Source organism: Paenibacillus sp. JZ16 (assembly GCF_015326965.1).
GTDB lineage: Bacteria > Bacillota > Bacilli > Paenibacillales > Paenibacillaceae > Paenibacillus_AQ.
Genome location: NZ_CP017659.1, coordinates 7,367,491 through 7,389,792, shown reverse-complemented (window position 1 = coordinate 7,389,792; position 22,302 = coordinate 7,367,491). Strand labels below are relative to the sequence as shown.

Sequence of the window (22,302 nt, the reverse complement as noted above, 5' to 3'; positions counted from 1 at the left end):
CTACAAGGGTTTTAAGTACAGCGCAACTCCTCCGGAACCCATCAGCTTCAATTCGAGCATCGATTCCTTAACGGCTTCCGCGGAACGAATGCCAACCTTCGTGCGGGTATCCAGCTCCGGCCGGTCTTCATAGATTCGCACGGCGTACTTCACTCCGGCTTGCAGAAAGGAAAGCGGAATGTGCAGCGTGCGGGGGTTCTCATTGTTAATGCAGCCGATGAACCATTCCTCGTTCTTGCGTCGGGCCATCGCGGCATACTCCCCAATCTCGCCGGCAAGTCCGACGGTCTCGTCCCAGGTGACCGGCAGCTTCTCCCAGAATTCGATCTCCGGCTCCCCGTTCCAATCCGATGGCTTATCATACCAAAACATCATTTGCATCGGGCTATAGACGATAACCCCCATCGCCAACATATGCGCGTGGGTTACCTTCAATCGTTGGTCAAAATAGCAAAGCGTATAATCGCCGGCACCGGCCGGGAACCGCACAAACGGCAAGGTTGCGTTATGCCCGGCGGTAGGAAAATGCTCGTTGCCGCGAATCCCTTCCTGCGTAAGCAGGTTGGGGTAAGTCCGCGAAAGGCCTGTCGGGCGGTAGGCGTCATGAACGTTGACCATCAAGCCGTATTCATGGCATTTCCTGACTGCCTCCACAAGCCAGCGCGTCCATTCCTGGGGCCCAACTTTCACAAAGCCTAATTTGATCCCCGCAATTCCCCACTCCTTCCAGATCGGCAGGGCGACATCCAGATACGGCTCGGCAGCGGTTCTATCCACATACAGGAATACGCCAATCCCTCTCTCTTTGCCGTAAGCTATGACTTTCTTCAGATCGAGATCGCGCTCGGGATCTTCCCTTCTCGGATCGATTGCCTTATTCTCCAGCGAATCAAGCGAGCCATACCAGCCCCCGTCAAATAAAACATATTGAAGACCATGATCCGCACAAAAATCGATGCATTGGAATGCGCTCGAAGTAGACAGCTGTATATCCCGCAATGCCTTCCCTGGCTTGACATAAGGGAACGCTTCGTTATTGACCGGCTCGCTCAGATTTAGAACGAGGTTGCTCCGGCCCAACAATTCCGCCGCATGATCCGCAAGGATAAACATACGCCAAGGTGTCGCAAAGGGCGTGCGTCCTGCGACTTGGGACTCCATGCTGTCCTCTTCGTCCTCATTTAAGGTGAAGCCGTAACCTACATAATCCTCCGCGCTGTAAAGTCCGCACAAATGTCCGGACAGATGCACTTTTAAGGTGTTGTCCGCCTGCTCGTCCCGAACCATGAGCATTCTGGCATAATCGCTTAACCCGGCTTCATGAACGAGGACATAGCCGCCTTCGGGCAACCGCACGGCGAATGGACGTTCACAATATCCGTTCACATCGCCGACCGGCTTGACGAAGTATTTCCCTTCCACCCCATGCTCTTCCCAAGCTAGGCTTCCTTGCGGGAATGTAAAGCGGGTCTCTTCTTCAACCAGTGTAAATTCCTTGATGAGCTCCTGCTCCGGTATCACGTATTGAAAAGCGGTTCCCTCCGAATAGGCCCGCATATGAACTTCCATAAATCTCCCGGAACCATCCTCCAAGCAGACGACAGCCTCTTCATAAGAGTCGTCAATCTCTGCGCGCTCCCCATATAAAGGGGCCCATGAGCCCTCCATATTGGTTTTGGTTACGCTCCTTATTTTAAAACCATCGGTTAATGGAAGGTCCTTGGCCAAGCGAAGCCCCAGTCTTGAAGGCACTACCACCGCAGACCCATGGCGCTTAACGGTGTACCATATCTGTCCCCTCTCGTCCACATCCAGTTCAATGCTATTCACTCCATGCTTTGCTTCTATCATGATGTACCCTCTCTCCATATTGAGTAATAACTCTTTCTATGAAAAAATTTTATAGGCAGAAGAAGTTGTCAAACCGCGCTTGACTTCTCCTCCTGCCTAATAGATTAAATCACAACATCAAATCAGCGGCCTTGCGAGCCTATCATTGCTTCCAATCCTTCAGATAGAGCCGATTTACGGCTTCCGTCATATCATCGCCGCCTTGCTTTTTCCATTGCTCGACAAATGCGTCGTAGTCTTCCAGCGACTTCTTGCCCGCGATGATCTGGGTGTACAATGTCATCCACTGGTCGAACATCGCTTTGTTCATAACGTTCAGATCTTCGCCCGATGGCGAGGTAATCGGCCCCGGAGGAGTGGTTACCGTTACCGCCAGGTTATTCGCCCCGTAAACGCCATTCGGATCTTCAATCAATGTGGCCAACTGATCTTTGACGGCTTTCGGCATGAAATCCTTTGCCAGGTCCCAGTCGTTTCCAAGCTGGGACAAGGCTCCCATCCAACCGAAGCCTTCTTTCTGCTTGGCATCGTCATTGTTCAGTTCCGCCTTGATCACCGGGGCACCATCGACATAATCGAACGTTTTCCCTTCGATTCCATAATTCCGCAGGATGATCATATCTTTGCCCAACGTTTGATTGACGACTTCCATGGCAGCATGCAGTTTGTCCCGATCCTTTTCTAAATGGCTTCCGAACGCCAGGAAATTGGTCCCGTTCAACAAATCGGACGCGACATAAATGGGCTTTTCCCCCTGGCCTAATGTCGGATATGGCCCCCACTCAAGCTGAATTCCCGGGATTTTCGCAGCTGCCAGGTCGGGCGGAGAGCCCGGAATATACGGCGGTTTCACAACATTCCCCGTCGTACTGGCCACTTGCATGAATAAGGTATTGCCATTGTAAAATTCATTATTATACGTGTTGGAGTCCATCGTCACCCATTCGGGATTGATATACCCCTCTTTATACCATTGCTGTAATTGGGCCAGAGCCTCTCTCATTTCGGTCATAAAGGGACCATACATCAGTTTTCCGTCTTTAAGATGCCAGCCGTCCACGGACACGCCGTATGCTCCCATCTGCCATCGGAACGCCCCGACGATCCAGTCCTTGCCTCTGGCCGCAAGGGGATATTTGTCCGGATATTTCTCTTTATAGGCCTTGAACACGTCATCCCAATCCGCAATCGTCTGCGGCATCGGCTTTCCGAGAGAATCCAACATGTCGGTGCGAACAATCATTCCGTATGGCGTCTGCAAGAGTTGCTGCCCTACGCCCACTCCGGCGAATTTGCCGTCCACCATCATTCGCGAGAACATACTTTCCTTTGAGTACCCGTTGTTTTCGAAGTTTTTAAGTGCCAGGTTATACACATCCGGCATGTACTGCTTGAACTCGTCTTCCGTAAATCTTGCCGTTGCCTTTTCCAACACGATTTGATTGCTCCAGGTCAAGAAGATATCCGGCAAATCCTGAGCCGACAGCAGCAATTGAATTTTGGCGAGATAATCCGGGTCGGGAACCCCCGTCACCTCCAGCGTATGCCCCCCCAGATTCTCGTTAAACTTCTTCATGATCTCAGAATCCTTATTTGGCGTGAGGCGCATTCCGAGCATCTTGAAGTTGTAATTCTTACTCATTGGCGTTGTCGAAGAACCGGATGCCGAAGATTCGTTGTCCTTACCCGAGCAGCCGGCCAGCGTACCCACCAACATTACTGCCGCAAGAGATGCGACAATCATCCTTTTGATTAACAAACGCATTACCCCCTTTAATTCTGATAATTAATCTATTATAACGACATTGTCGCTATAAACGGTTTGAGAAAACAGAGAATCCGAATTCTATTCATGTTCGGTATTATCCCTTTACGGCCCCGATCATGATGCCCTTCACAAAATATTTCTGCAAGAAGGGATATACGCACAGGATCGGAGTAACAACGAGCATTAAGATCGCAGCCTTGACCGATTCCGGCGTATAATGACTGCCTTCCGACGCCGGATCCATCAGCATGCTTGCATCCGTCATCATATTTGCATCCTGCAGGACTTCCCTCAGCAGCATCTGCAGCACCTTAATCTGTCCGTTAGTATTGTAGATCAAGGCATCGAACCATGAGTTCCAATGGAAGACCATCGTCCACAAGGCTACGGTTGCCAAGACTGGAGTTGACAGAGGTATAATAATTTTGTAAAAGACATACAAATCATTCGCTCCATCGATCTTTGCGCTCTCCTCTACTTCCTCCGGGATCGATACAAAAAAGTTTCGAATGATCAGAATGTTCCAAGCACTGCATAAACCCGGAAGAACCAAGGCCCAAATCGTATTGATCATATGAAGATCCCGCACCAGCAAGAAGGTCGGAACCAATCCTCCGCTAAAAAACATCGTGAATACGACAAGCCCCATCCATAAAGGACGCCCATAAAACCATTTTTTGGAGAGCGGATAAGCCATCATGGCCGTTACCAATAACGTCAATAACGTTCCCAGCACCGTCCTCAAAATCGTCCAAAAATACGCTTTCAAAATGGTGCCGCCGGCAAAAATCCGTTTATACGCATCCATTGTCGGGTTTTCCGGATACAGATGCAGACCGATACTATTTGCTTCACCCGGCGGGCTAAAGGAGATGACGATCTGTTGCCAGAAAGGGAATACAATCGTAAGGCATAAGGCAATCATGAACACGGCGTTGAACAGATCAAAGGTTTTCTCGGACAAACTTTTTCTAATTTTCATCTGAATATCCCCTTACCAAATACTGCGTTCCGTAAATTTGCCGACCACCCAGTTGGCTGAGACCACCAATACGGCCCCGATGACCGACTTGCACAAGCCTACGGCTGTCGAGAAGCTATATTCGAAATTTTCCAAGCCAATCCGATAGACATACGTGTCGATAATATCCGATACGCCATATACGGCTGGCGAATACAAATTAAAGATCTGATCGAAGCCGCCGTCCAAAATATTTCCCAGCCGGAGGATAAACATCATCGAGATAATGGGAATCAGGCTCGGCAGCGTGATGTACAGGCATTGCTTAAACCGACCCGCACCGTCAATCCTTGCCGCTTCATACATCTCGCTCCCGATACCCGCGAGCGCAGCCAAATAAATAATGCTGCCATATCCGATTTCTTTCCAAATATCCGTACCGATCAGAATCGGGATGAAGGTGTCTGTATCCGCCAGCGGAACCCCCGTTTCCCATCCGAACAAATTGTATATATACCCATAAAGTCCATAACTGGGAGAAAAAATTTGAAACGCGACCCCCGCCACAACGACCCAGGACAGAAAGTGGGGGAGATAAGAGATCGTTTGCAGCGTTCTTTTAAATAAAGTGTGCGTGATTTCGTTTAATAATAAAGCGAATAGGATCGGGGCCGGAAAACCAAGTATGATCTTCAGAAGACTGATTTTTAATGTGTTTTCGACCAAAGTGAGGATATAGGGCGTCTCGAACAGCCGTTGGAAGTACTTTAGCCCTGCCCAGGGACTGTTGATGATGCCAAGGTTCGGATCATATTCCTTGAACGCAATGGTTACCCCATACATCGGGTAATATTTAAAAATAAAAAAGTAAACCAAGCCCGGCAAAAGCAACAGGAAGAGGTACTTTTGCTTTACGATTTTCGCGATAGGTGCCGGAAGGGTCGGGCCTTGCCGCTTGACTGCGCCTGTTGTCATTTCTCTCGCTTTCATTCTCTATCAACTCCTTGTGGGATAAGTGTAACAAGGTGCCGGGCGCAATTGAATGATATTTTGTGGTGGTTTTCTTGATGTTTTGTGACTCCGAGACCAAATAAGAGCCGCCGCTGAACGCAAAAACCACTCCCTTAACTATAGTGGGAGTGGTGCTTCCGACCGCTTTATGATGAGGTTTGTTTCATCACTCTACCCTCGTACCCATTCCTTCGGCGAACTTCCCGTCACCTTCTTGAACACCCGACTGAAATGCTCAAAGTTGCTGTAGCCGCACTTTTCTGCGATTTCATACAGTTTGTATCGGCTTCCGGCGATCAATTCCTTGGCTTTGTCCAGTCGGATGCTATTCAAGTACTCGGGAAAAGTGACCCCAAGTTCCTTTTTGATAAGCTTGCTCAGTTGGGACCGGTTCATCCCTACCTCCTCGGCAACCGATTGAAGAGAAATATTCTGAGCGTAGTGATCCCTGACATACACAATGACCCTGGAGACGGTATCATTATAGGTGACGAACTGGCCGGCGATTACGTTCAACAAGCTCTTGAGCCATTGGTTCAACTGCTCAACCGACCAGGTGTCGTAATTGTTATCGTCAAAGCTGGAGAGATAGGTGCCACAAACCTGCGACATGCCATTGACTTCTGCGAACTCGTCGATCACGATTAAATACTTCTCGAAAAGTCTGGTAACCTCTCCGTACTCCTGGATATCAACTTCCGATTCCTCCAAACACAAAATCTCATACGCATTGCGCAAAAGACCCGAATTCATGCTCTTCAACGCGCTCCGAAGATATTCGACCCTTTCCGCGATTCGCATCGAGCGACTGCGGGACTTGGAGCAAACGTTTACGTTTACACCGCAAAGCAGCTTTCCCTGTCCATAAATAAACTTGGACCGGCACGCGGAGCAGGCATCTTCGTACAGCTTTTTCAAGCTGGACGTATCCCCGGGCATCAGGCACAACCCCCCCGATATTTTGACCTTCAAATAATTCGACAAGGCTTTCTTCAATTGAACAAAAACAGTCTCGAACAGGTTAGAGCCGGATAGCGACTCCGGTTGCGGCGCATAACAAACGACGACAAACTCCCCGGACGAGGTATAGAAACAGTCTGCCGTATAAAAAGCGCGAATCACCTCGTCCATAATGTTCAGGACCGCAAACGAAAAAAATTGTTCATCCCCATTCCATACGTTCTTCATCAAGCTGTTGAAATTATCCGCACTAATCTGCATGACTCTGCAGCATCCTATGGTCATTTGGATATCCAGAGAGATCAAGTCCTTATGCAACAGATCTTCATCCTTTACATATCCACGCACGAGTTGATTCAACAAGCTACCCTTTATATAATGCCTGTTTACGTACAACTCCCGACGGCTGTCGTCCGTCCGGCCGTGACGGGCGACCTTGTCCGCCGGTTTGCCGAATGTTCTCTCTTCTTTGTCCGAATCGATCTCTTCCGCAAACTGATTCAGCAGTTGGATGAACACTTCCGGATTCAACTCGGTCTTTAAGATATATTCGTTGGAGCCCAGCTTGAAGGCTTCTCTAACCATATTGAACTCGTTATACGAACTGAGCACGAGAATCTTTGCATGCGGACATAACTCCCGGAAGCGGCGGATCAGCTCGATTCCGTCCATGACGGGCATCCGCAAATCCGTAATGAGGATGTCGATGTTCGCATCTTTCGCCAGCTTGAGCGCTTCGCTTCCGTCCGCAGCCAGTCCGGCCAGACAGAAACCGGATTCTTGCCAAGGGATGATTGAGCGGAGCAGTTCCAGTATTTTCTTATTGTCATCTACCAGCAGAATTTTTTTCATAGCGTGTTCCTCCGCCGTCTGTGGAAGTCTTCAAAACGATGATAGCCTTGGTGCCCCTTCCTTCCGCTCTCTCGAAAAACAAGCCGCTGTCGTCGCCAAAGTAGAGCTTGATCCGCCTGTTCACATTCATGATCCCAATACTGTTATAGGACATCCCATTCTGATGTTTATTTTCTTGAAGCCTTTTCATCGTTTCTTCGGTCATCCCTATTCCGTTGTCCTCAACAATTAGTTGAAGCCCATCGTGATCCAGATGCGAAGAGATTCGAATCTCGGGGGCGCTCATCCCTTCTCCAAAGCCGTGAATGATTGTGTTCTCAACTAGCGGTTGAAGCAGCATGTTCGGGATCAAGCAGTTGACTGAAGGCTCAACGATCTCATAAACCATTCTGATATTTTCGTTAGACAGCACCTTCTGAATGTCTACGAAATCCCGAATATTACACAGCTCCGTTTCCAGGGTAACCATCCTCCCTGCGTTGGCCAGCGTACGTCTTAAAAGCCTTGACAGTTTCTGCAGCATCTCCGCCGTGTCCGGATCGTGATTCGATACCGCGGACAGCCTTATCGTCGCTAATACATTATGCAGAAAATGGGGGTTGATCTGATATTGCAGCATACTGAACTCGGTTTCGCTTCTTCTTCTTTCCTCTTGGATCAGCTTGTCCAGCAGTCCCTTGAGCTGAACGGCCATGAAATTCAAGCTTACTGCAATGCTGCCGAATTCGTCCCGGGATTTCACGTCCAGCCTCGTATCAAAGTCGCCGGCCTGAATTTTTTTCATGGCCTCTTTGATTTGTTTGACGGGCTTGGAGACATTTCTGGACAGAAGTAACGCGGTGATGACGAGAAGTACAAAGATCAGCAAGGAAACGCTCATCGTCGCAAACAGAATATTGCTCGTTTCTCCGATGATTTCTTTGCGCAGCATGACTTGCACAATTTTTAAATTCCAATTCGGCAACGTATAATAAGTGATGACGAAGTTGCCGCTATCCGATCCGTCCACATAATACCCGCTTGCATTGCTCTCATACGCCTTCCTGTATTTTGGCCTATCCTTGATGTTGGTGAATATTTGGGATGAGTCCGGCGATGCGAGCACATGACCTTCGTTATCCGTAATGAACGACATTTCGTGGATATCGTCGATAAGGACGGAGAAGCTTCGAATATCCATGAACAAAAACACACTTCCCAAGTCCGTATTGTCAACCGAATTATAATCGATAAGCTCCCGGCCGTAACCGATATACAGGTTTTCCTCACCGTGCTGGAGTCCCAACTTCAGCGTGCCTCCGAAATATAGGGCACCGTTGGCGGCTTTGGTCTGAGTATAGATGGGATTTTGCTTGAATTTCTCTTCGTCCACAATGTCATTGCCGTACTTATAGACCAGTTCTTCATTTTTATACACCGCAAACGCTTTCACCATGTCGTCCTCGAAAAATATAGCATCAAGGATCTCTTTCAATTCCCGGTAGGCGCGGGTTGTACTATAGGACGTTTTATCGAAGCTGTTGGATTTGACAACATTCAAGAATTCCGGCGTATAGATGACCAAATCCATGTATTTTTTATAGGCTTGCATTTTAACTTCCAAATTTTTCGCTTTCTGTTCCAGTGAGTTCAAAACGGCGGCGCTGGTCTTCTCTTCTACTACGGAAGATGCCAGACGGTACGAATAGATCCCCATCATCACAAGCGTCGGAATAAGCAGGCTGCAAAAGAACACCATCAGCCGAAAGTTCATACTTCTCATGGGGATATCTCCTTGAATTCAGTGAAAATATCATGCACCCGTCAATTCAATCTCATTTTAACATAGTTTCTAAAACCCGTTTCAGTGAGATATCGCTTTTTCACAAATGGACGTTTGGACTACCACAAATAGAAATCGTGTCTTTTCAATTTAAATATCGCCTCCATGAAATAAAAATCACCGTATATGATCGGATGGTGATGGTGTTGCGCGTGGTATGAAGCCGAACCGTATTGGACAAGCGCATCGGTGCGATCCGTCCAATCACAGCGCAAATCCAAAGTTTTGAGCAGTTTAATTGCCGACTTCAGATAAAGTTCCTGCTCATACGCGCCAACCGACTTTGCGATTTCAATCAATCCACAAGCTGCAATGGCGGCGGCGGTGTCGTCCTCTAGCTTCGGTTCTGGAGGTTGCCTAAAATCGACCGGAATGATTCCGTCCTCCGGTATATTTGCGATGAAATAGTGGGCAATTCGCTTGGCTGTATCTAAATATTCTCGCTTTCCCGTATGCCGATAACTCATGATAAACCCATATAGTCCCCAGGCTTGGCCTCTCGTCCAGGAGGATCCTTCCTCGTAACCCTGTCCGCCGTATGTTCGAATAACCCCACCGTTAGCAGGATCAAATTCAACGATATGATTCACGGAGCCGTCCCGCCTCACAAATGCCTGCATAGTTGTGTCAGCATGCTTTACAGCAATTTGAGCGAACCGGGGATCCCCCGTCTCTTCAGAGGCCCAATATAGAAGGGGAATATTCAGCATACAGTCAATGATTGCCCATCCCCGGGTATCCCCTTCATCCAGATCATTCCATGCCCGTATATATCCGCCGGCCAAATTGAACCGGCCTGCCAATAAATTTGCCGCATGCAACGCTCGCTTACGGGACTCCGCATTTTTCGTAACCTTATAACTTGCCACGCTGGTCGGAAGCCACATAAAGCCCACATCATGATGCAGCCCGTAATAATCGGCAAAGCATTGGTCCAGTTTCTTCTCTGAAACGGCAGCGATATCCTTGTACTTATCATCGCCAGTTTCATGATACATAAGCCACATCATGCCCGCCCAGTAACCGTTCGTCCACCAATTGATGCCATCTGCGACGGTATTGGAGGGGTTATGTACCGATCGGTCGTCGTGTACCCCTTGCAGCGTGGTGTACGGAATTTTGTCGCGTGATTTCTCGCTCACCCGCTCCATTTTCAACTTCACTTTGTTCATTACCTCGTTAATCCAATTAAGTTCATTCACGTTTAACATCGGGTTCTCTTCCTTCCTCCATTTGCCTTATACGCTTAAAGTATACCGCCGGTCATCTAACAATTGTTTTCAGTCTTAGTTGAAAAATATTCAAATCTTGCCATGATCGCGCTATACTTGAACCATAAATGAGGAGTGGGAGCGATAAACGTGCGTTATTTATTCGAACGGGTTCCACTAAACGATAAGACGCTGATATGGGATCACCGCAGTGTATCAACAGGTCCATTCTCCGGCTTCTATCATTGGCATCAATGCTGCGAGATCCTCGTCGTTCACGAAGGAAACGGAACAATCATCGTGAATCAGAAAACATACGAGATCCGACGCAATATGCTCTTTTTCTTTCAGCCGTTTCAGTTGCACAAGGTTTATGCCAATATCAGCCCGGAGCAGCCTTATATTCGCTCCAAAATTCATTTCGACCCTTACGCATTTGAAGAGAAACTCCGCCCGTTTCGGTCGCTTCATTCCACTTTCGTTGAATTATGGCAGGGAGACCACGCCTTGCCGGCTGTTAATCTCAGCGACACATTTGATTATTTAGAGCACGTTTTCGCCGTACATGAAAAGAATACTCAAATCAGCAGCTCAACAGGGGAGACCGGTTTTGAGTATTCGCTAATGCTTATTTTGCAAATTCTTAATGCCCTATCTTTCTTGCTTCAACGGAATCAACCAGAAGGCACCCGTGCTCTCAATCTGCGCCAAATGGGTTATGCCGAGCAGATGATGCAGTGGATCGAATCCCATTATCACGAAGATGTTAAGCTGGACGATATAGCAGAGGCCATGCATTTATCGAAGTTTTACCTATCCCGTTTGTTTCAAAATGAAACGGGCAGCAGTATTTCCCAATATCTCACCGCAAGGAGAATAAAAATCGCTTGCCGGCTCCTTCAAACGACTTCGCTGTCCATCGAACAAATAGGCCATAACGTCGGTATCTCCAATCCGTCTTATTTCATCCGTCTATTCAAAAAGGTGATTGGCACGACACCGTTGAAGTACCGCCAAAGTCTGAAATAATGTGGACTCAACTTTGCTATAGCCTGATACTTATGATTTCTAGATCGAAAACCAGATCAGAACACACCAATTTGCTCAATAAGGAAACACATTATCTGGCGACAAAGCCTGCTGGACGGGAATCCCCTGATACGGATCGTGGGATTAATCGTTATCATACGTAAGCACATGAGCAGCCGGCGTATGATAATAGCAGACAATTCACGGGTATCCGGATCATTTTTCTTCCGCCTTGTTGTCTCAAGCTACTTGGTTCAATGATACAAAAGATCATGTCTGTAACAAACAAAGGCTCGTCTATCTATCCCATAGGATCGAAAAAGCTCCTGACTGTTCAGATCTTTAATTTGCGCGCGTGTCGGAAGGATGGATGTTGCGCTCATGGAGAACTCGTCGAGCCCCAGCCCGAGCAAGATCGGAACGGCCCCCAACGGATCGGCGGCCATCGTATATTGGATTAGATCATTGGTGCCTATGCTGAAGAAGTCGACTTCTTGGGCAAATTGATCGGCCAGTACGGCCGTAGACGGGATTTCCACCATGATACCGACTTCCATTTGCTCAGCTGTTTTAACACCTTCGGCTGCCAGCTTTTCTTTTTCCTCCAGAAGAATGGCTTGGCTGCTCTGAATTCGGAAACCGTACCAATCATAAGGAACATCCAATTGGGGTTGCTCGATCAAGCTTGTGTACTTCATGAGCGGATTCACGAGGTTCACAATGCAAAGCAAAATAAAGAAAAAAAACGACGTTGAACGCTCAACAGCAGAAAAAGCCGCATATGTTTGCGGCCTTTTCTGCCTGTTCGCTTCACGACGTCTCCTTCCCCGGAGCTGCTATACATTGATATCTTTTATCTCTTGGCAGACCCTGGTCATCATTTTTTTATGAAAAATTGGAGTAAAGGTTAGAGGATCCCCTCGCTGCGGAGCCATGCTACCGTGTCCGCGATTGTTTCCTGAAACGGTCTCGTGCGGAAGCCGAGCTCACTCTCCGCCTTCTCGGATGAGAACTGATTATTCCGGGTTAAGTTATAGATTTCAAATTTTAAAGCTTCCGGATTGGATCCACCTTCGGATTCGACCATACTTCCTTGCGACATGGCCTGCATCTGCTCCGGGGTCAGAATGGTTTCGACCTGTTTGGCGCCGCTGGCTTCGCTGATCAGATCAAACATCTTCCGCATCGGCACCATCTCATTGCTCAAAATGTACCCTTCTCCCTGCCGTCCTTGCTCGGTGCATGCCATGATGCCGTCCGCAAGATCGCGAACATCTACAGCATTGAAAGACCCGTCAACTCCTACGCGAATTTCTCCCAGGCAATAGCGAATCACAAAACTCACCAACGGACCAAAAGCACTATCGTTTGGTCCCGCTATTCCTGACGGATAGATGATCGAGGCATCCAGACCTTTATTTCGCACCGCCTCCAAAACATATTGCGTCGCGATGGCTTTGGTTTTTGCATAATAGCCGACTACCCGATCCGGGTAAAACTGTTCCGGCTCTTTGATCACTTGTCCATGCGGCTCTTCAAGAATGGCCCCGGTAGAACTCACATGCACCAACTTTTTCACCCGCTTGGCCACGCACAGATCTACTACATTTTGAGTCCCGGTTACATTGACGTCGTAAACCTTTTGGCTTGGTTCGGGAGACGTTGTCACGAGGCTGGCGCAATGAATCACAATGACTTCATGATGTTCAGGTACTTCAAAGAAAGCCTCCAACGACCTCATATCCGTCAGATCGCCAAACACAACCTCCGCCTCGCTCGGTACATATTTCACCGCCGGATCGCCGTTCAATACCAGCGCACGCACTTTTTTCCCTTCAGAAACCAGCTTGTGGGAAATGTTGTTGCCCAAAAATCCGGCGGCACCCGTTAGCAAATAAATTGTCTCTTTCATCATTGTAAATCTCCTCTCCTATCTCGTAGTTAAATGGCATGTCTCTACCTTACCTATGTGTTGTTTATGAATTGCTTCAAAAATGTTAAAGAAATGCTAATCCTTATTATCATTCATTCAACCGGACTTGCCCGGCATAGGACTTTGGCTCTTTGCCCTTTTCGGAATAGTCTTTCATGATCGTCTCCCCTTCAATATCGAAGTTAGGGAGTATTTTATCTAACCATTTAGGGAAGTACCAAGCGGATTTGCCCAGTAAAGTCATCACGGCGGGTACAATCGCCAATCTCACGACAAAGGCATCGAACAAAACGCCGACTGCCAGGGCCAGTCCCATTTGCTTGATCGTAGGATCATGGGAGATGAATCGCTTTTTTCGCATCGCCGGTATGCGCAAATTCTTCGCGCATTCTGCTTACGAGGAAGACCTCATAATCCATGGATAAACCAAACAGGATGCCGATACACAGCACCGGCAAGAGGAACAGGATCGCGCTCTCCCCGGGGAAGCCGAACAGATCAAGGAAATTGCCGTCCTGCACAATGAATACCGTAAATCCTAAAGTTGCGCCAATGGAAAGAACAAAACCGAGAACCGCTTTTAACGGGACAAGCAAGGATCTGAAAACGACCATCATGAGTACAAAAGCGAAAGCAACAATGAGAATGGCAAAGGTCGGTAAAGCGCTCATGATTTGTTCGGTGATATCTATATTAATGGCCGTAGCTCCTGTAACCAACAACTCTACGCTCCCCTCATCGGACAGAGCCCTGATCTCATTTACGAGGTCTTTGGTTTCCGGAGCGTTTGGCCCATCCTCCGGGGTGACACTCATTAAGAGCATATCGCCATTTGGGTTAGGCATCGCAGGCGTAGCGCTTTTTACGTGATCCAATCCGCTAATTTGTTCCGACAGGGCCTTCAACTTGTCCGGAGCGGCAGCCTCCTGATTGGCAGGATCCGCAATCACGACTAATGTAAAATGAAATCCGGCTCCATACGCTTCCGTTAGCAAATCGTACCCTTGTCTCTCCGCCGTTTCATACGGCTTATTCCCATCGTCAGGGAGTCCGAGATTCAAATGGAAGAACGGGTAGTGCGATAAGTATGGGCATTCCCGCCACAAGCAAGGAAGCAAAAGTAAACGCCAATATCACATAAGCTATGGCTATGCCCAAAACTTCTCCCGGTCCTCCGCCTGCTTTGGTTTGTTGAAATTTCACAGTCCCGCCTAACCCTGTCTCCATGCCTTGTTCCCTTGTCAGCTTCAAGCTGTCTTCCACCCTGTCTTTGGACGCTTGAGACACGTGATCCGCGGAAGAATTATACATAACGACAGAAATAACCAATGTGTCTATCCAGGTTAATATTCCCAAGCTCATACGGCGTTGCGACGGAAATAATCGCCTGATCTCCCTGGATCTTTGCAAGCAGGTCGCTAATCACCGCTTTGTTTTTTCCCGAATCCAAAGTTTCATTTGCGGGAGCTTTAAAAACAATGTTGACTTGCCCTTTCTGTTCGCCGCCTGTAAATTGTTCCTGCAAAATAGTCATGGCCTTTTCCGATTCGGTCCCCGGTATGGAAACATCCTCACTTAACGCCGTGCCCATACTCAGGATCAGTGCGCCCAATAGGGCCATGAGCAATATAAAAGCCGTAATCACCTTTTTACTATTTGAACCCGTCCAACTTCCGAGCTTAAACAACCATTTTGCCACTTTTCTCTCTCCTCGCATTCCTATCGGAATCCAGCTGTCGACACTCAGTTTGAAAACTGCTGCACTTTCCTGATTTTGTAACGGACCATTCGCTTGCTAAGGCAGCGAACCACCATGGCATCCATACATCCCGCAAAAATATTTTTCAGAGCATGGGGGCCAGGTCCGCCGTTTCTTCGTTTTCGGTAGCTGACTGACACCTCAATGACTGAAAATCCGTTCATCTGCGCCATTGTCGATATAAAGCGGTGCATCCCCTTGAAAAAATACAAGCTATCCGCTACTTCCCTTCTGAAAAGCTTCAGGGGACAAGCCGAATCCTGAAGCTTCCCGCGGGTGATCCATCTGCGAATGTGATTTCCGGTTCGGTAAGACAACCTTTGGATCCATGACTCCGGAATATCTCTCCATCTGCCATTGACACAATCCATTCTTTCAATGAAAGGCATCATTCTGAATATATCCCGAGGATCTGTCTGAAGGCCGGCATCCATTAATGCAATGAGATCTCCATCGGAGTGTCGGATTCCAGCCCAAATTGCTGCTGCCGGACCATAATTTCGAGCCAAATGAATGACCTTTACCCGCCGATCGTATTGAGCGATCTCATTTAATTGCCGCGAACTGCCATCACGACTGCCGTCATTCACAAACACAATTTCATAGTTTTCAAGTTGGTCTCTCATCGCTTCAATAATGTCCAAGTAAAGATCGTTTATATTTCGCCCTTCGTTATAGATCGTCGCAATCACTGAAAGTCGAGCCATATCACGTCACCTCCTCGTTCAAGTGAGCTTAACTTCTAACATGACCCTATCTTACAGTTGGAAAGAGCAAGCCGCATCGTCCAAAAGGGCTCCGGTCGGTTGCCCTTTCGGGCAGCCCCTCCTCACCGAGAATCATCCCGGTTCGGCAGTTGCCGAAGATAGCTGTTGGACAGATTCAGGAGCAGTTGCCCCGCTTCGAATTGGTTCTTTGTGGAACCGTTCTGAATGAGGCGATTATCTTCTAAACTGTAATTGCTTCCATCCTCATAATCGTTGCCAGTCACATAAATACTCGTGTCGTTAAGAAACGATCCGGTCGGCAGAAAATGCCTCAGCGGTATCAGATTACTGCTCTGGTTGAACAAGTCCTGGCCAAAATACAGCTGATCCTTCAGCGGTAAACCCAGCAAATTAGCCACCGTTGGAAGTATATCGATTTGTCCGCCCGTGCCGGCCATCACCTTCGGCAGCTGCCCGCCCGGCGAGTGTATAATTAGTGGAACGTTGAACATATCGACGTAATCGTACTTATGTCCGATCAAAGATTTCAGAAGTTCTTTCTCCTTGCGGTCCAGTGTGTACATCGGCAAACCTTGATGGTCGCCATAAAAAACAAGGAGGGAATCATCCCATAATCCGCTTTTCTTCAAACCCTCCAGAAATTGCCCCATCGCATCGTCCGCATAATTTTGCGCGCGAAGGTAGTCTCCCAAAAGGGTACCCTCGTATTCCTCTGGCAGGGTCATTCTATACTTTTCCTCCGGAATATGATAAGGATGATGTGCGCTCATGGAAATCACCATGGCATAAAAAGGCTGCGAATTCGCATCCAAACGGACTAACTCCGGCAGCGTTTTCTCGTAAAGCACCTCATCGGAGGAGCCGAAGGCGATATAATCGTCCTTGCCGAAGAAAGCCTGATCATAATAAGTTTTAAAGCCGACCGCTTTATACAAATCGTTCCGGTTCCAAAAATCAACACGGTTCGTATGGAAAGTGGCTGTATAATACTGGTATTGATTTAGAAGCCGGGGCAAACTCGGCAATTCCTTCTCCATGTAATCCGAAGAGGTAGCAGGCTCGTTTGGGGGACATAGAAAGAAGTATTCACCACGAATTCGGCATCCGACGTCGTTCCTTGTCCGGTATTCGCATAGAAGTTATGAAAATACGTGTTCTCCCGAGCCAGTCGATTTAGATTCGGGGTAATCTCATGACCGTCCAAAGTTAAACCGATGAGAAAGTTCTGAAACGATTCCAGCTGTACGATAATCAAATTTTTCCCTTGATCAAGGCCAAAATATTTCGATACCGTCGGCATTGTGACACCTTTTATCGAATGTAGCCTCTGCTGCGTAATGTCTTTGGAGTCTATCATTTCTTCTTCATCGAAAGCATCGGCAAGTAAGGTATAGACTTCATAATTTAGAATCCCCATGCTCCCTGCCTTTTTGATTTCATTCATATTGGCCTGATTAGACCAGACATTAAAAACACAGAGTCCGAGCGAGACGGAAAACGTGCAAGCGAGAGCCTTTTTACTGAGCGGTTGCATGCCCCATTGCTTCCATTTTGCAATATACTTTGATCGAAACATGAAGAAGATGAAGAGAACGACATCCAAAAAAACAAATAAATAGTACGGTGCAATCAGGGAGTACGTACTTTCTCCCACATGCGTGATTTTTTGGGCTTGTTGCAAATGATGATAAGTAGGGATCACACCATAATATTTGTAATACATCAATATGGCAAAATAGATTAATGACATCAGGAAGTTAGACAGCATGTAATACAACATCTTTCGTTTTGCGGCGAACCATTCAATCAAACTGAACACGATCAGAAAAAACGGAAATTCCGTAATCACCGTGCCCCAACCCGGCCCTTCGTTAAATACGACGTACCAGGCGACCATGCTTTTCAACAGCAGAACTACACTAAAGACAACAAGAAGTCTTCCTCTTGCATTCATTATTTTTTGCATTTCTCTCCGTTCCTCAGTTGTTCAGATTTGGTGTGCCGGCCACTAGCCCCTATCTTACACTGGGGAGGCTTCTGCAGCATCGTCCAAAAGGGAAAGGATAACTCTGCCCCTTCGGGCAACATAGGCGCAAAAAAAGCATGCGAATGATTGCTCTCGCATGCTTTTAAATCTACATTTTTAATATTCCGCGTTCCAAAGCTTGAATCGCTTCAAGTCCGCCCATGACCGGCATATTCAAATCCATCAAAATGACATCCGGGTTGATTGAACCCAGCAGTTCCAATGCTTCCTGACCATTATTAGCCTCGCCCTGAACATCACAAGTCCGCATGATTTGAAAGTAAACTGCAGTTCATCATACACCCAATCCCTTGTCTGAAAGGTTGCCAGTTGTCTCGCTTTGTAAGTGCCTCTGCCATCATATCTTTAAGTACAAAAAAGAGCCTCACACAAGTTGTATAAATTTATGTGAAGCCTCCCTTCTACTTCATGTTTCCTACGACTTTCACTCTCAGTCTCGTCGCATTTCCCGGATGATAAGCCAGCGGGGTTTCTTCCACTTCCACGAGCTCCACCGTAGCCGGATCAGCGCCAGCCAGCACCGCCTGCTGCACGGCTTTTTCTTGCGCATCTTTTAATGAATCCTCACGTGGCTCAGTAGAATAGATATAAATTTGTTCATATTGTCCACTGATTTGAGCAATACACGCGCCAATGGCGTTGGCTACGCCCCCGTTCTCAGGCTTAATCATATGAGATACCCCGCGAATCGTATCCGGTATAACGACACTGCCGCCGCCTACCAATACAAGCTCAACATCTCCCGAGGATGTCTTCATTTTATCAATGGCCTGCTCAATGATGGTTGCAATTTCAGCTTGCACCTTTTTAGCGAAGTCTTCATCCAGATGCGCTACCAAGCTCTTATCCCCGACGTCCGCGAGACCAAGTCGTACGGCAATGTCTGTTGTAGTCAGCGTATGTCCGCCAAAGACCAGCGCTTCCTGTCCAATCTTGTATCCTACGCTGTCAGGTCCCACCGTAATTTTACCTTTCTCCGAACGCACAATACTTCCGCCTCCCAGCCCAACGGAGATAATATCCGGCATGCGGAAATTCGTGCGGATATCGCCAACCTCGACTGCAACCGAGGATTCTCTTGGGAACCCGTCCTGCAAAACCCCAATGTCCGATGTAGTCCCTCCCACATCGAGAACCATCGTATCTTTGATCTTCGCCAAATAAGAGGCACCGCGTATGCTGTTCGTTGGCCCGCATGCAATGGTTAGGATCGGAAATTGTTTAGCGTAATCGATCGACATTAAGGTACCGTCATTCTGGCATAAAAACACCGCTGCGTCTGTAATGCCTTCTTCTTCTAACGCCTGCACAAATCCTTGGGTTGTCGTTTCAATAACCTTGCACAATGCTGCATTCAGTATGGTCGCATTTTCCCTCTCGATTAAACCGACCGAACCGATCAGGGAAGAACAGGAAACAGGGAATTCCGGTCCATACACTTGATGGATGAGATCTCGAACCTGTAGCTCCTGATCATTTTTAATGGATGAAAACACACCAATGACCGCGATGGACTCGACACTGCTCCCCCATTCCTCTAAAAGAGCTATAATTTCAGCTTCGTCGACTTCTCCAAGCACTTGGCCGTCATATTCATATCCGCCATGAACGAGTGCATATTTACCCGACAGCTTCCGAACCATATCCTCAGGCCAGGACGTGTACGGCGCAACGGAAGCCGTTGCCGGGTAACCCAGACGAATGACGCCGACTTGGGCCAGCTTTTTGCGCTCAACAATGGCATTCGTGCACTGGGTTGTACCTAACATGGCATGCGTGATTTGGGTTTTATCCATATTCGATTCCTGCAGCAAATTCCGGAGCGAGGTTTCAATACCCGTTCTAATATCTAGACTTGTTGGTGATTTCACCGCATGAACCAGATGATAATTCTCATCCAAAATGATGGCGTCTGTGTTGGTGCCGCCTACATCGATCCCGATTCTATACATTCTCAGCCACCGCCTTTTTCACCATTTCCTCAATAGGAACATAATCGTAATCATATCCGAAGTATCTTGGTCCTGCCGTCTGGATTCCTTTTTCCGTTCTCCACTTATCATGAGCGGGCAGTCCAATAACCCGTACGCGTTTACCGTATTTCAGGCTCTCCGTAGTTACAGGCGACAAGGTTTCGTAATCAACCAGACAGATCAAATCGGGGGTCATCGCTATAACTTGACCGTTCTTTTCGGCAACCAGGTTTTCATTTTGGAAATGAACCTTCATCACTCCGTCTTTATGTGCCTCGATTCCATCGAGATGCATTTGACCGAGGTTAAAACCGCCCTTGGTTTCCCGGATGACATCCACGATTTTACCTTGGAAAAGCTCATAGCCGGACACAAGGTTCAGCAGCTCTTGAAGCTTATCGCCTGCGTCCCGATTCTTCGATGTAATGATTTCTCCAATCTGTTCGGAGAGGGTCACGATATGATGAACGCCGCTTTGCTTCATTTGAGCACCCGTTGCCGGGTACAGACTTACTAAAGCACTGGCGCCCATTTCAACCGTGGCCGCTCTGGCGAGCCGTTCCGTCCACTTATTATCAATGGTCTCAAAGATGCCGATATTCCCTTTTTCATCCGTAATCGCCATCGGTGTCGCCGGAATGCCGTCCAGGTTAAACGTCACCATCTGCAGCTCCGGGAACGCCCGCCCCATACCGTCACAGTCGATCAGAGGCAATCCCAGCTGCGCCGCAACAACGATGGGAATCATGGAATTGACGCCTCCCGCTTCCATCGGAAACGTGCCGGCGATCTGTTCTTCTCCCAAGTAATTTGCTAATTTTTGAAAAACCTTAACAAACTCGTCCCCTCTGGGGAATTTCTCCACTAATACGGATGGCGCCCCCATCATCGCGGCCGGAATGAAAAAGTCCTCATCCTCAATCTCATCGACTGAGCATAGTTTTACAGGACCAAACTTCTCAATGGCCGAGAGAGCCATCAATTTACCGATGTAAGGGTCTCCCCCTCCGCCGGTTCCCAGAAATGCTGCGCCAACGGCGATGTTTTCAACAGCTGCTTTATCTAAATATCTCATTCATGATTCCTCCAATATAACGGTTTTCTGAGCCGATAAACGATAGCCTGCATAATACACGACAAAAGAAATAACAATCCCGATCAACGGCTGATTCGGTACTTGCGGCAAGCTTGGGAACAAGGATAACACAACAGGGGTACTAGCAATCACCGCACCCAACAGCCAGGAAACGACGCCCAGTGTATTCACGCCTTCGACCTCATGCCAGCGGCTCTTATCCCCTCTTCCAAGCATCCAGTAAGATGCGATCATCACGCCTGCAACCGGTGGAACCATAGCCGACAGGATGGACATGATCGGAGTGAAATAGTTCAGTATACCGACGACGGCCAATACGGTCCCAATGGTTCCCGCGATGCCGACGGCCCATTTTTCTTTTTCCTTCGATACGTTGAACACGTTAATGAAGGCAAATCCGCCTGAAATCGCGTTCACGAGGTTGGTCTTCCACGTAGCCAGGATCAACACCACGCCGCCAACAAACGGAGTCGTAATGCTCAAAAAGGTTGCTGTAATATCGCTGGCTTGGTAAGCAATCGTCAGGACAGCCCCTGCACCGATCATCAGCAAGCCTGCCGGAACAATCCCGATTAGAGCCGCTTTCAGGACATCGGACCGTTTTCCAGAAAATTGCGAATAATCTCCCGCGATGACTGCACCCAGGGCAAATGAACCCAGCGTTACCGCCAGCCCGTCCGTAAAGCTCATCGCTCCCTCAGGCTTATAATGCTGAATGATCTGCAGGGAGTCACCGGTCAAGGCTTCGATAAGACCAAATATGCTGATTCCCACCAATAAAGGAACGGCGATATAACTGATCACCCGCAGCACTTTAACGCCATAGACGGCCGATATCACCATCACGAAACCGCATATAAGAGATGCCAATGGCACCGGCATGTTCACTCCGGTTTTGGCTAGCAGGTCTGCCAAGGCTGCGCCGCACACATTCGCCTGGATCCCGAACCAGCCAAGACACGCAATCGCGAGGATAATCGACAGAATCGTACGAGACCCTGTTTTGCCGAATACCTGAGCTGCGACCTGAACGGTCGGCTTTCCTAAGTCCGTGCTTTGAATGCCCTGCAAAATCATGAGCAGTACAATGATTGCGTAGCCTGCCAACGTGACGAGCAGTGCTGTGGATAATCCCATTCCTGCGACAAGCGCATTCCCTACCAACAAACTCGGGATGCTAATGACCGCGCCGGCCCAGATGATTCCGAGACTGAACCAGGATTGATGCTTTTTAACGGCTTTCATATGATCCCCCCTAATCTTGTTGGTTCGAATATTTGTTTCTTATTGTAAAAGATGAA

At 48.0% G+C, this 22,302-nt stretch carries 20 protein-coding genes and 1 pseudogene; 1 reads left to right on the top strand and 20 read right to left on the bottom strand.

Annotated elements, in window-relative coordinates; translation table 11 throughout:
• The 7 genes from BJP58_RS33260 to BJP58_RS33230 all read right to left on the bottom strand — a co-directional run bounded on the left by BJP58_RS33260 (window position 1) and on the right by BJP58_RS33230 (window position 10,397).
• A complete protein-coding gene (locus BJP58_RS33260; protein WP_194542220.1) occupies window positions 1-1,851 on the bottom strand; it encodes a glycoside hydrolase family 97 protein in 1,851 nt (616 codons plus the stop codon).
• Window positions 1,852-1,993: 142 nt separating this feature from the next.
• The gene (locus tag BJP58_RS33255; RefSeq protein WP_194542219.1) at window positions 1,994-3,610 is read right to left on the bottom strand and encodes an extracellular solute-binding protein; all 1,617 of its coding nucleotides are present in this window, start codon (window positions 3,608-3,610) and stop codon (window positions 1,994-1,996) included.
• Between the two features lie 103 nt (window positions 3,611-3,713).
• Complete coding sequence (locus tag BJP58_RS33250) at window positions 3,714-4,601, bottom strand: carbohydrate ABC transporter permease (protein ID WP_194542218.1); 888 nt, start codon at window positions 4,599-4,601, stop codon at window positions 3,714-3,716.
• Between the two features lie 12 nt (window positions 4,602-4,613).
• Window positions 4,614-5,570 carry an ABC transporter permease gene (locus tag BJP58_RS33245; RefSeq protein ID WP_233354830.1) on the bottom strand — a complete coding sequence of 319 codons (957 nt, stop codon included), beginning with the start codon at window positions 5,568-5,570 and terminating at the stop codon, window positions 4,614-4,616.
• A 192-nt stretch (window positions 5,571-5,762) separates the two neighbouring features.
• Complete coding sequence (locus tag BJP58_RS33240) at window positions 5,763-7,403, bottom strand: response regulator transcription factor (RefSeq protein ID WP_194542217.1); 1,641 nt, start codon at window positions 7,401-7,403, stop codon at window positions 5,763-5,765.
• Window positions 7,378-9,165, bottom strand: a complete 1,788-nt coding sequence (locus BJP58_RS33235; protein ID WP_194542216.1) for a cache domain-containing sensor histidine kinase — start codon at window positions 9,163-9,165, stop codon at window positions 7,378-7,380. Before BJP58_RS33235 ends, BJP58_RS33240 begins: the two co-directional genes overlap by 26 nt.
• A gap of 119 nt (window positions 9,166-9,284) precedes the next feature.
• A complete protein-coding gene (locus BJP58_RS33230; RefSeq protein WP_336245431.1) occupies window positions 9,285-10,397 on the bottom strand; it encodes a glycoside hydrolase family 88 protein in 1,113 nt (370 codons plus the stop codon).
• 189 nt (window positions 10,398-10,586) lie between these two features.
• Between BJP58_RS33230 and BJP58_RS33225 the strand changes: the two genes are divergently transcribed.
• Entirely contained in the window at window positions 10,587-11,465 is an 879-nt protein-coding gene (locus tag BJP58_RS33225; RefSeq protein ID WP_194542214.1) for an AraC family transcriptional regulator, read from the top strand.
• Between the two features lie 320 nt (window positions 11,466-11,785).
• Here the strand turns inward: BJP58_RS33225 and BJP58_RS33220 are convergent.
• The 13 genes and pseudogenes from BJP58_RS33220 to BJP58_RS33180 form a co-directional block, all read right to left on the bottom strand.
• Window positions 11,786-12,126, bottom strand: a pseudogene (locus BJP58_RS33220) (putative PEP-binding protein); the annotation flags it as partial.
• A 246-nt stretch (window positions 12,127-12,372) separates the two neighbouring features.
• Window positions 12,373-13,380, bottom strand: a complete 1,008-nt coding sequence (locus tag BJP58_RS33215) for an NAD-dependent epimerase/dehydratase family protein (protein WP_199341193.1) — start codon at window positions 13,378-13,380, stop codon at window positions 12,373-12,375.
• Window positions 13,381-13,486: 106 nt separating this feature from the next.
• Window positions 13,487-13,759, bottom strand: coding sequence for an MMPL family transporter (locus tag BJP58_RS34045; RefSeq protein WP_267907856.1), 273 nt, complete (start codon window positions 13,757-13,759; stop codon window positions 13,487-13,489).
• Window positions 13,731-14,459, bottom strand: a complete 729-nt coding sequence (locus tag BJP58_RS34040) for an MMPL family transporter (RefSeq protein ID WP_267907855.1) — start codon at window positions 14,457-14,459, stop codon at window positions 13,731-13,733. Before BJP58_RS34040 ends, BJP58_RS34045 begins: the two co-directional genes overlap by 29 nt.
• Window positions 14,440-14,649: a hypothetical protein gene (locus BJP58_RS34035; protein WP_336245430.1), complete on the bottom strand. Its 210-nt coding sequence runs from the start codon at window positions 14,647-14,649 to the stop codon at window positions 14,440-14,442. Before BJP58_RS34035 ends, BJP58_RS34040 begins: the two co-directional genes overlap by 20 nt.
• A gap of 52 nt (window positions 14,650-14,701) precedes the next feature.
• Window positions 14,702-15,097 carry an MMPL family transporter gene (locus BJP58_RS34030; RefSeq protein ID WP_267907853.1) on the bottom strand — a complete coding sequence of 132 codons (396 nt, stop codon included), beginning with the start codon at window positions 15,095-15,097 and terminating at the stop codon, window positions 14,702-14,704.
• A gap of 44 nt (window positions 15,098-15,141) precedes the next feature.
• On the bottom strand, window positions 15,142-15,864 hold the full coding sequence (locus tag BJP58_RS33205) for a glycosyltransferase family 2 protein (RefSeq protein WP_194542212.1): 723 nt from the start codon (window positions 15,862-15,864) through the stop codon (window positions 15,142-15,144).
• 122 nt (window positions 15,865-15,986) lie between these two features.
• Window positions 15,987-16,910, bottom strand: coding sequence for an LTA synthase family protein (locus BJP58_RS34185; RefSeq protein ID WP_336245429.1), 924 nt, complete (start codon window positions 16,908-16,910; stop codon window positions 15,987-15,989).
• Complete coding sequence (locus BJP58_RS34180; RefSeq protein WP_336245428.1) at window positions 16,886-17,839, bottom strand: LTA synthase family protein; 954 nt, start codon at window positions 17,837-17,839, stop codon at window positions 16,886-16,888. The genes BJP58_RS34185 and BJP58_RS34180 overlap by 25 nt, the downstream gene beginning before the upstream one ends.
• A gap of 181 nt (window positions 17,840-18,020) precedes the next feature.
• Window positions 18,021-18,182 carry a response regulator gene (locus BJP58_RS33195; RefSeq protein ID WP_194542211.1) on the bottom strand — a complete coding sequence of 54 codons (162 nt, stop codon included), beginning with the start codon at window positions 18,180-18,182 and terminating at the stop codon, window positions 18,021-18,023.
• A 151-nt stretch (window positions 18,183-18,333) separates the two neighbouring features.
• Window positions 18,334-19,884, bottom strand: a complete 1,551-nt coding sequence (locus tag BJP58_RS33190; protein WP_194542210.1) for a hydantoinase/oxoprolinase family protein — start codon at window positions 19,882-19,884, stop codon at window positions 18,334-18,336.
• Entirely contained in the window at window positions 19,877-20,980 is a 1,104-nt protein-coding gene (locus tag BJP58_RS33185; protein ID WP_194542209.1) for an S-methyl thiohydantoin desulfurase family protein, read from the bottom strand. Before BJP58_RS33185 ends, BJP58_RS33190 begins: the two co-directional genes overlap by 8 nt.
• Window positions 20,981-22,246 carry a cytosine permease gene (locus BJP58_RS33180; protein WP_194542208.1) on the bottom strand — a complete coding sequence of 422 codons (1,266 nt, stop codon included), beginning with the start codon at window positions 22,244-22,246 and terminating at the stop codon, window positions 20,981-20,983.
• Window positions 22,247-22,302: the final 56 nt, after the last annotated feature.

Excerpts from the sequence above, each read along its gene's own strand:
- BJP58_RS33260 (WP_194542220.1), bottom strand. The coding sequence starts at position 1,851 with ATGATAGAAGCAAAGCATGGAGTGAATAGCATTGAACTGGATGTGGAC.
- BJP58_RS33250 (WP_194542218.1), bottom strand. The coding sequence starts at position 4,601 with ATGAAAATTAGAAAAAGTTTGTCCGAGAAAACCTTTGATCTGTTCAAC.
- BJP58_RS33245 (WP_233354830.1), bottom strand. The coding sequence starts at position 5,570 with ATGAAAGCGAGAGAAATGACAACAGGCGCAGTCAAGCGGCAAGGCCCG.
- BJP58_RS33240 (WP_194542217.1), bottom strand. The coding sequence starts at position 7,403 with ATGAAAAAAATTCTGCTGGTAGATGACAATAAGAAAATACTGGAACTG.
- BJP58_RS33235 (WP_194542216.1), bottom strand. The coding sequence starts at position 9,165 with ATGAGAAGTATGAACTTTCGGCTGATGGTGTTCTTTTGCAGCCTGCTT.
- BJP58_RS33230 (WP_336245431.1), bottom strand. The coding sequence starts at position 10,397 with ATGAACAAAGTGAAGTTGAAAATGGAGCGGGTGAGCGAGAAATCACGC.
- BJP58_RS33215 (WP_199341193.1), bottom strand. The coding sequence starts at position 13,380 with ATGATGAAAGAGACAATTTATTTGCTAACGGGTGCCGCCGGATTTTTG.
- BJP58_RS34045 (WP_267907856.1), bottom strand. The coding sequence starts at position 13,759 with ATGCGAAAAAAGCGATTCATCTCCCATGATCCTACGATCAAGCAAATG.
- BJP58_RS33205 (WP_194542212.1), bottom strand. The coding sequence starts at position 15,864 with ATGGCTCGACTTTCAGTGATTGCGACGATCTATAACGAAGGGCGAAAT.
- BJP58_RS34180 (WP_336245428.1), bottom strand. The coding sequence starts at position 17,839 with ATGAATGCAAGAGGAAGACTTCTTGTTGTCTTTAGTGTAGTTCTGCTG.
- BJP58_RS33195 (WP_194542211.1), bottom strand. The coding sequence starts at position 18,182 with ATGCGGACTTGTGATGTTCAGGGCGAGGCTAATAATGGTCAGGAAGCA.
- BJP58_RS33190 (WP_194542210.1), bottom strand. The coding sequence starts at position 19,884 with ATGTATAGAATCGGGATCGATGTAGGCGGCACCAACACAGACGCCATC.
- BJP58_RS33185 (WP_194542209.1), bottom strand. The coding sequence starts at position 20,980 with ATGAGATATTTAGATAAAGCAGCTGTTGAAAACATCGCCGTTGGCGCA.
- BJP58_RS33180 (WP_194542208.1), bottom strand. The coding sequence starts at position 22,246 with ATGAAAGCCGTTAAAAAGCATCAATCCTGGTTCAGTCTCGGAATCATC.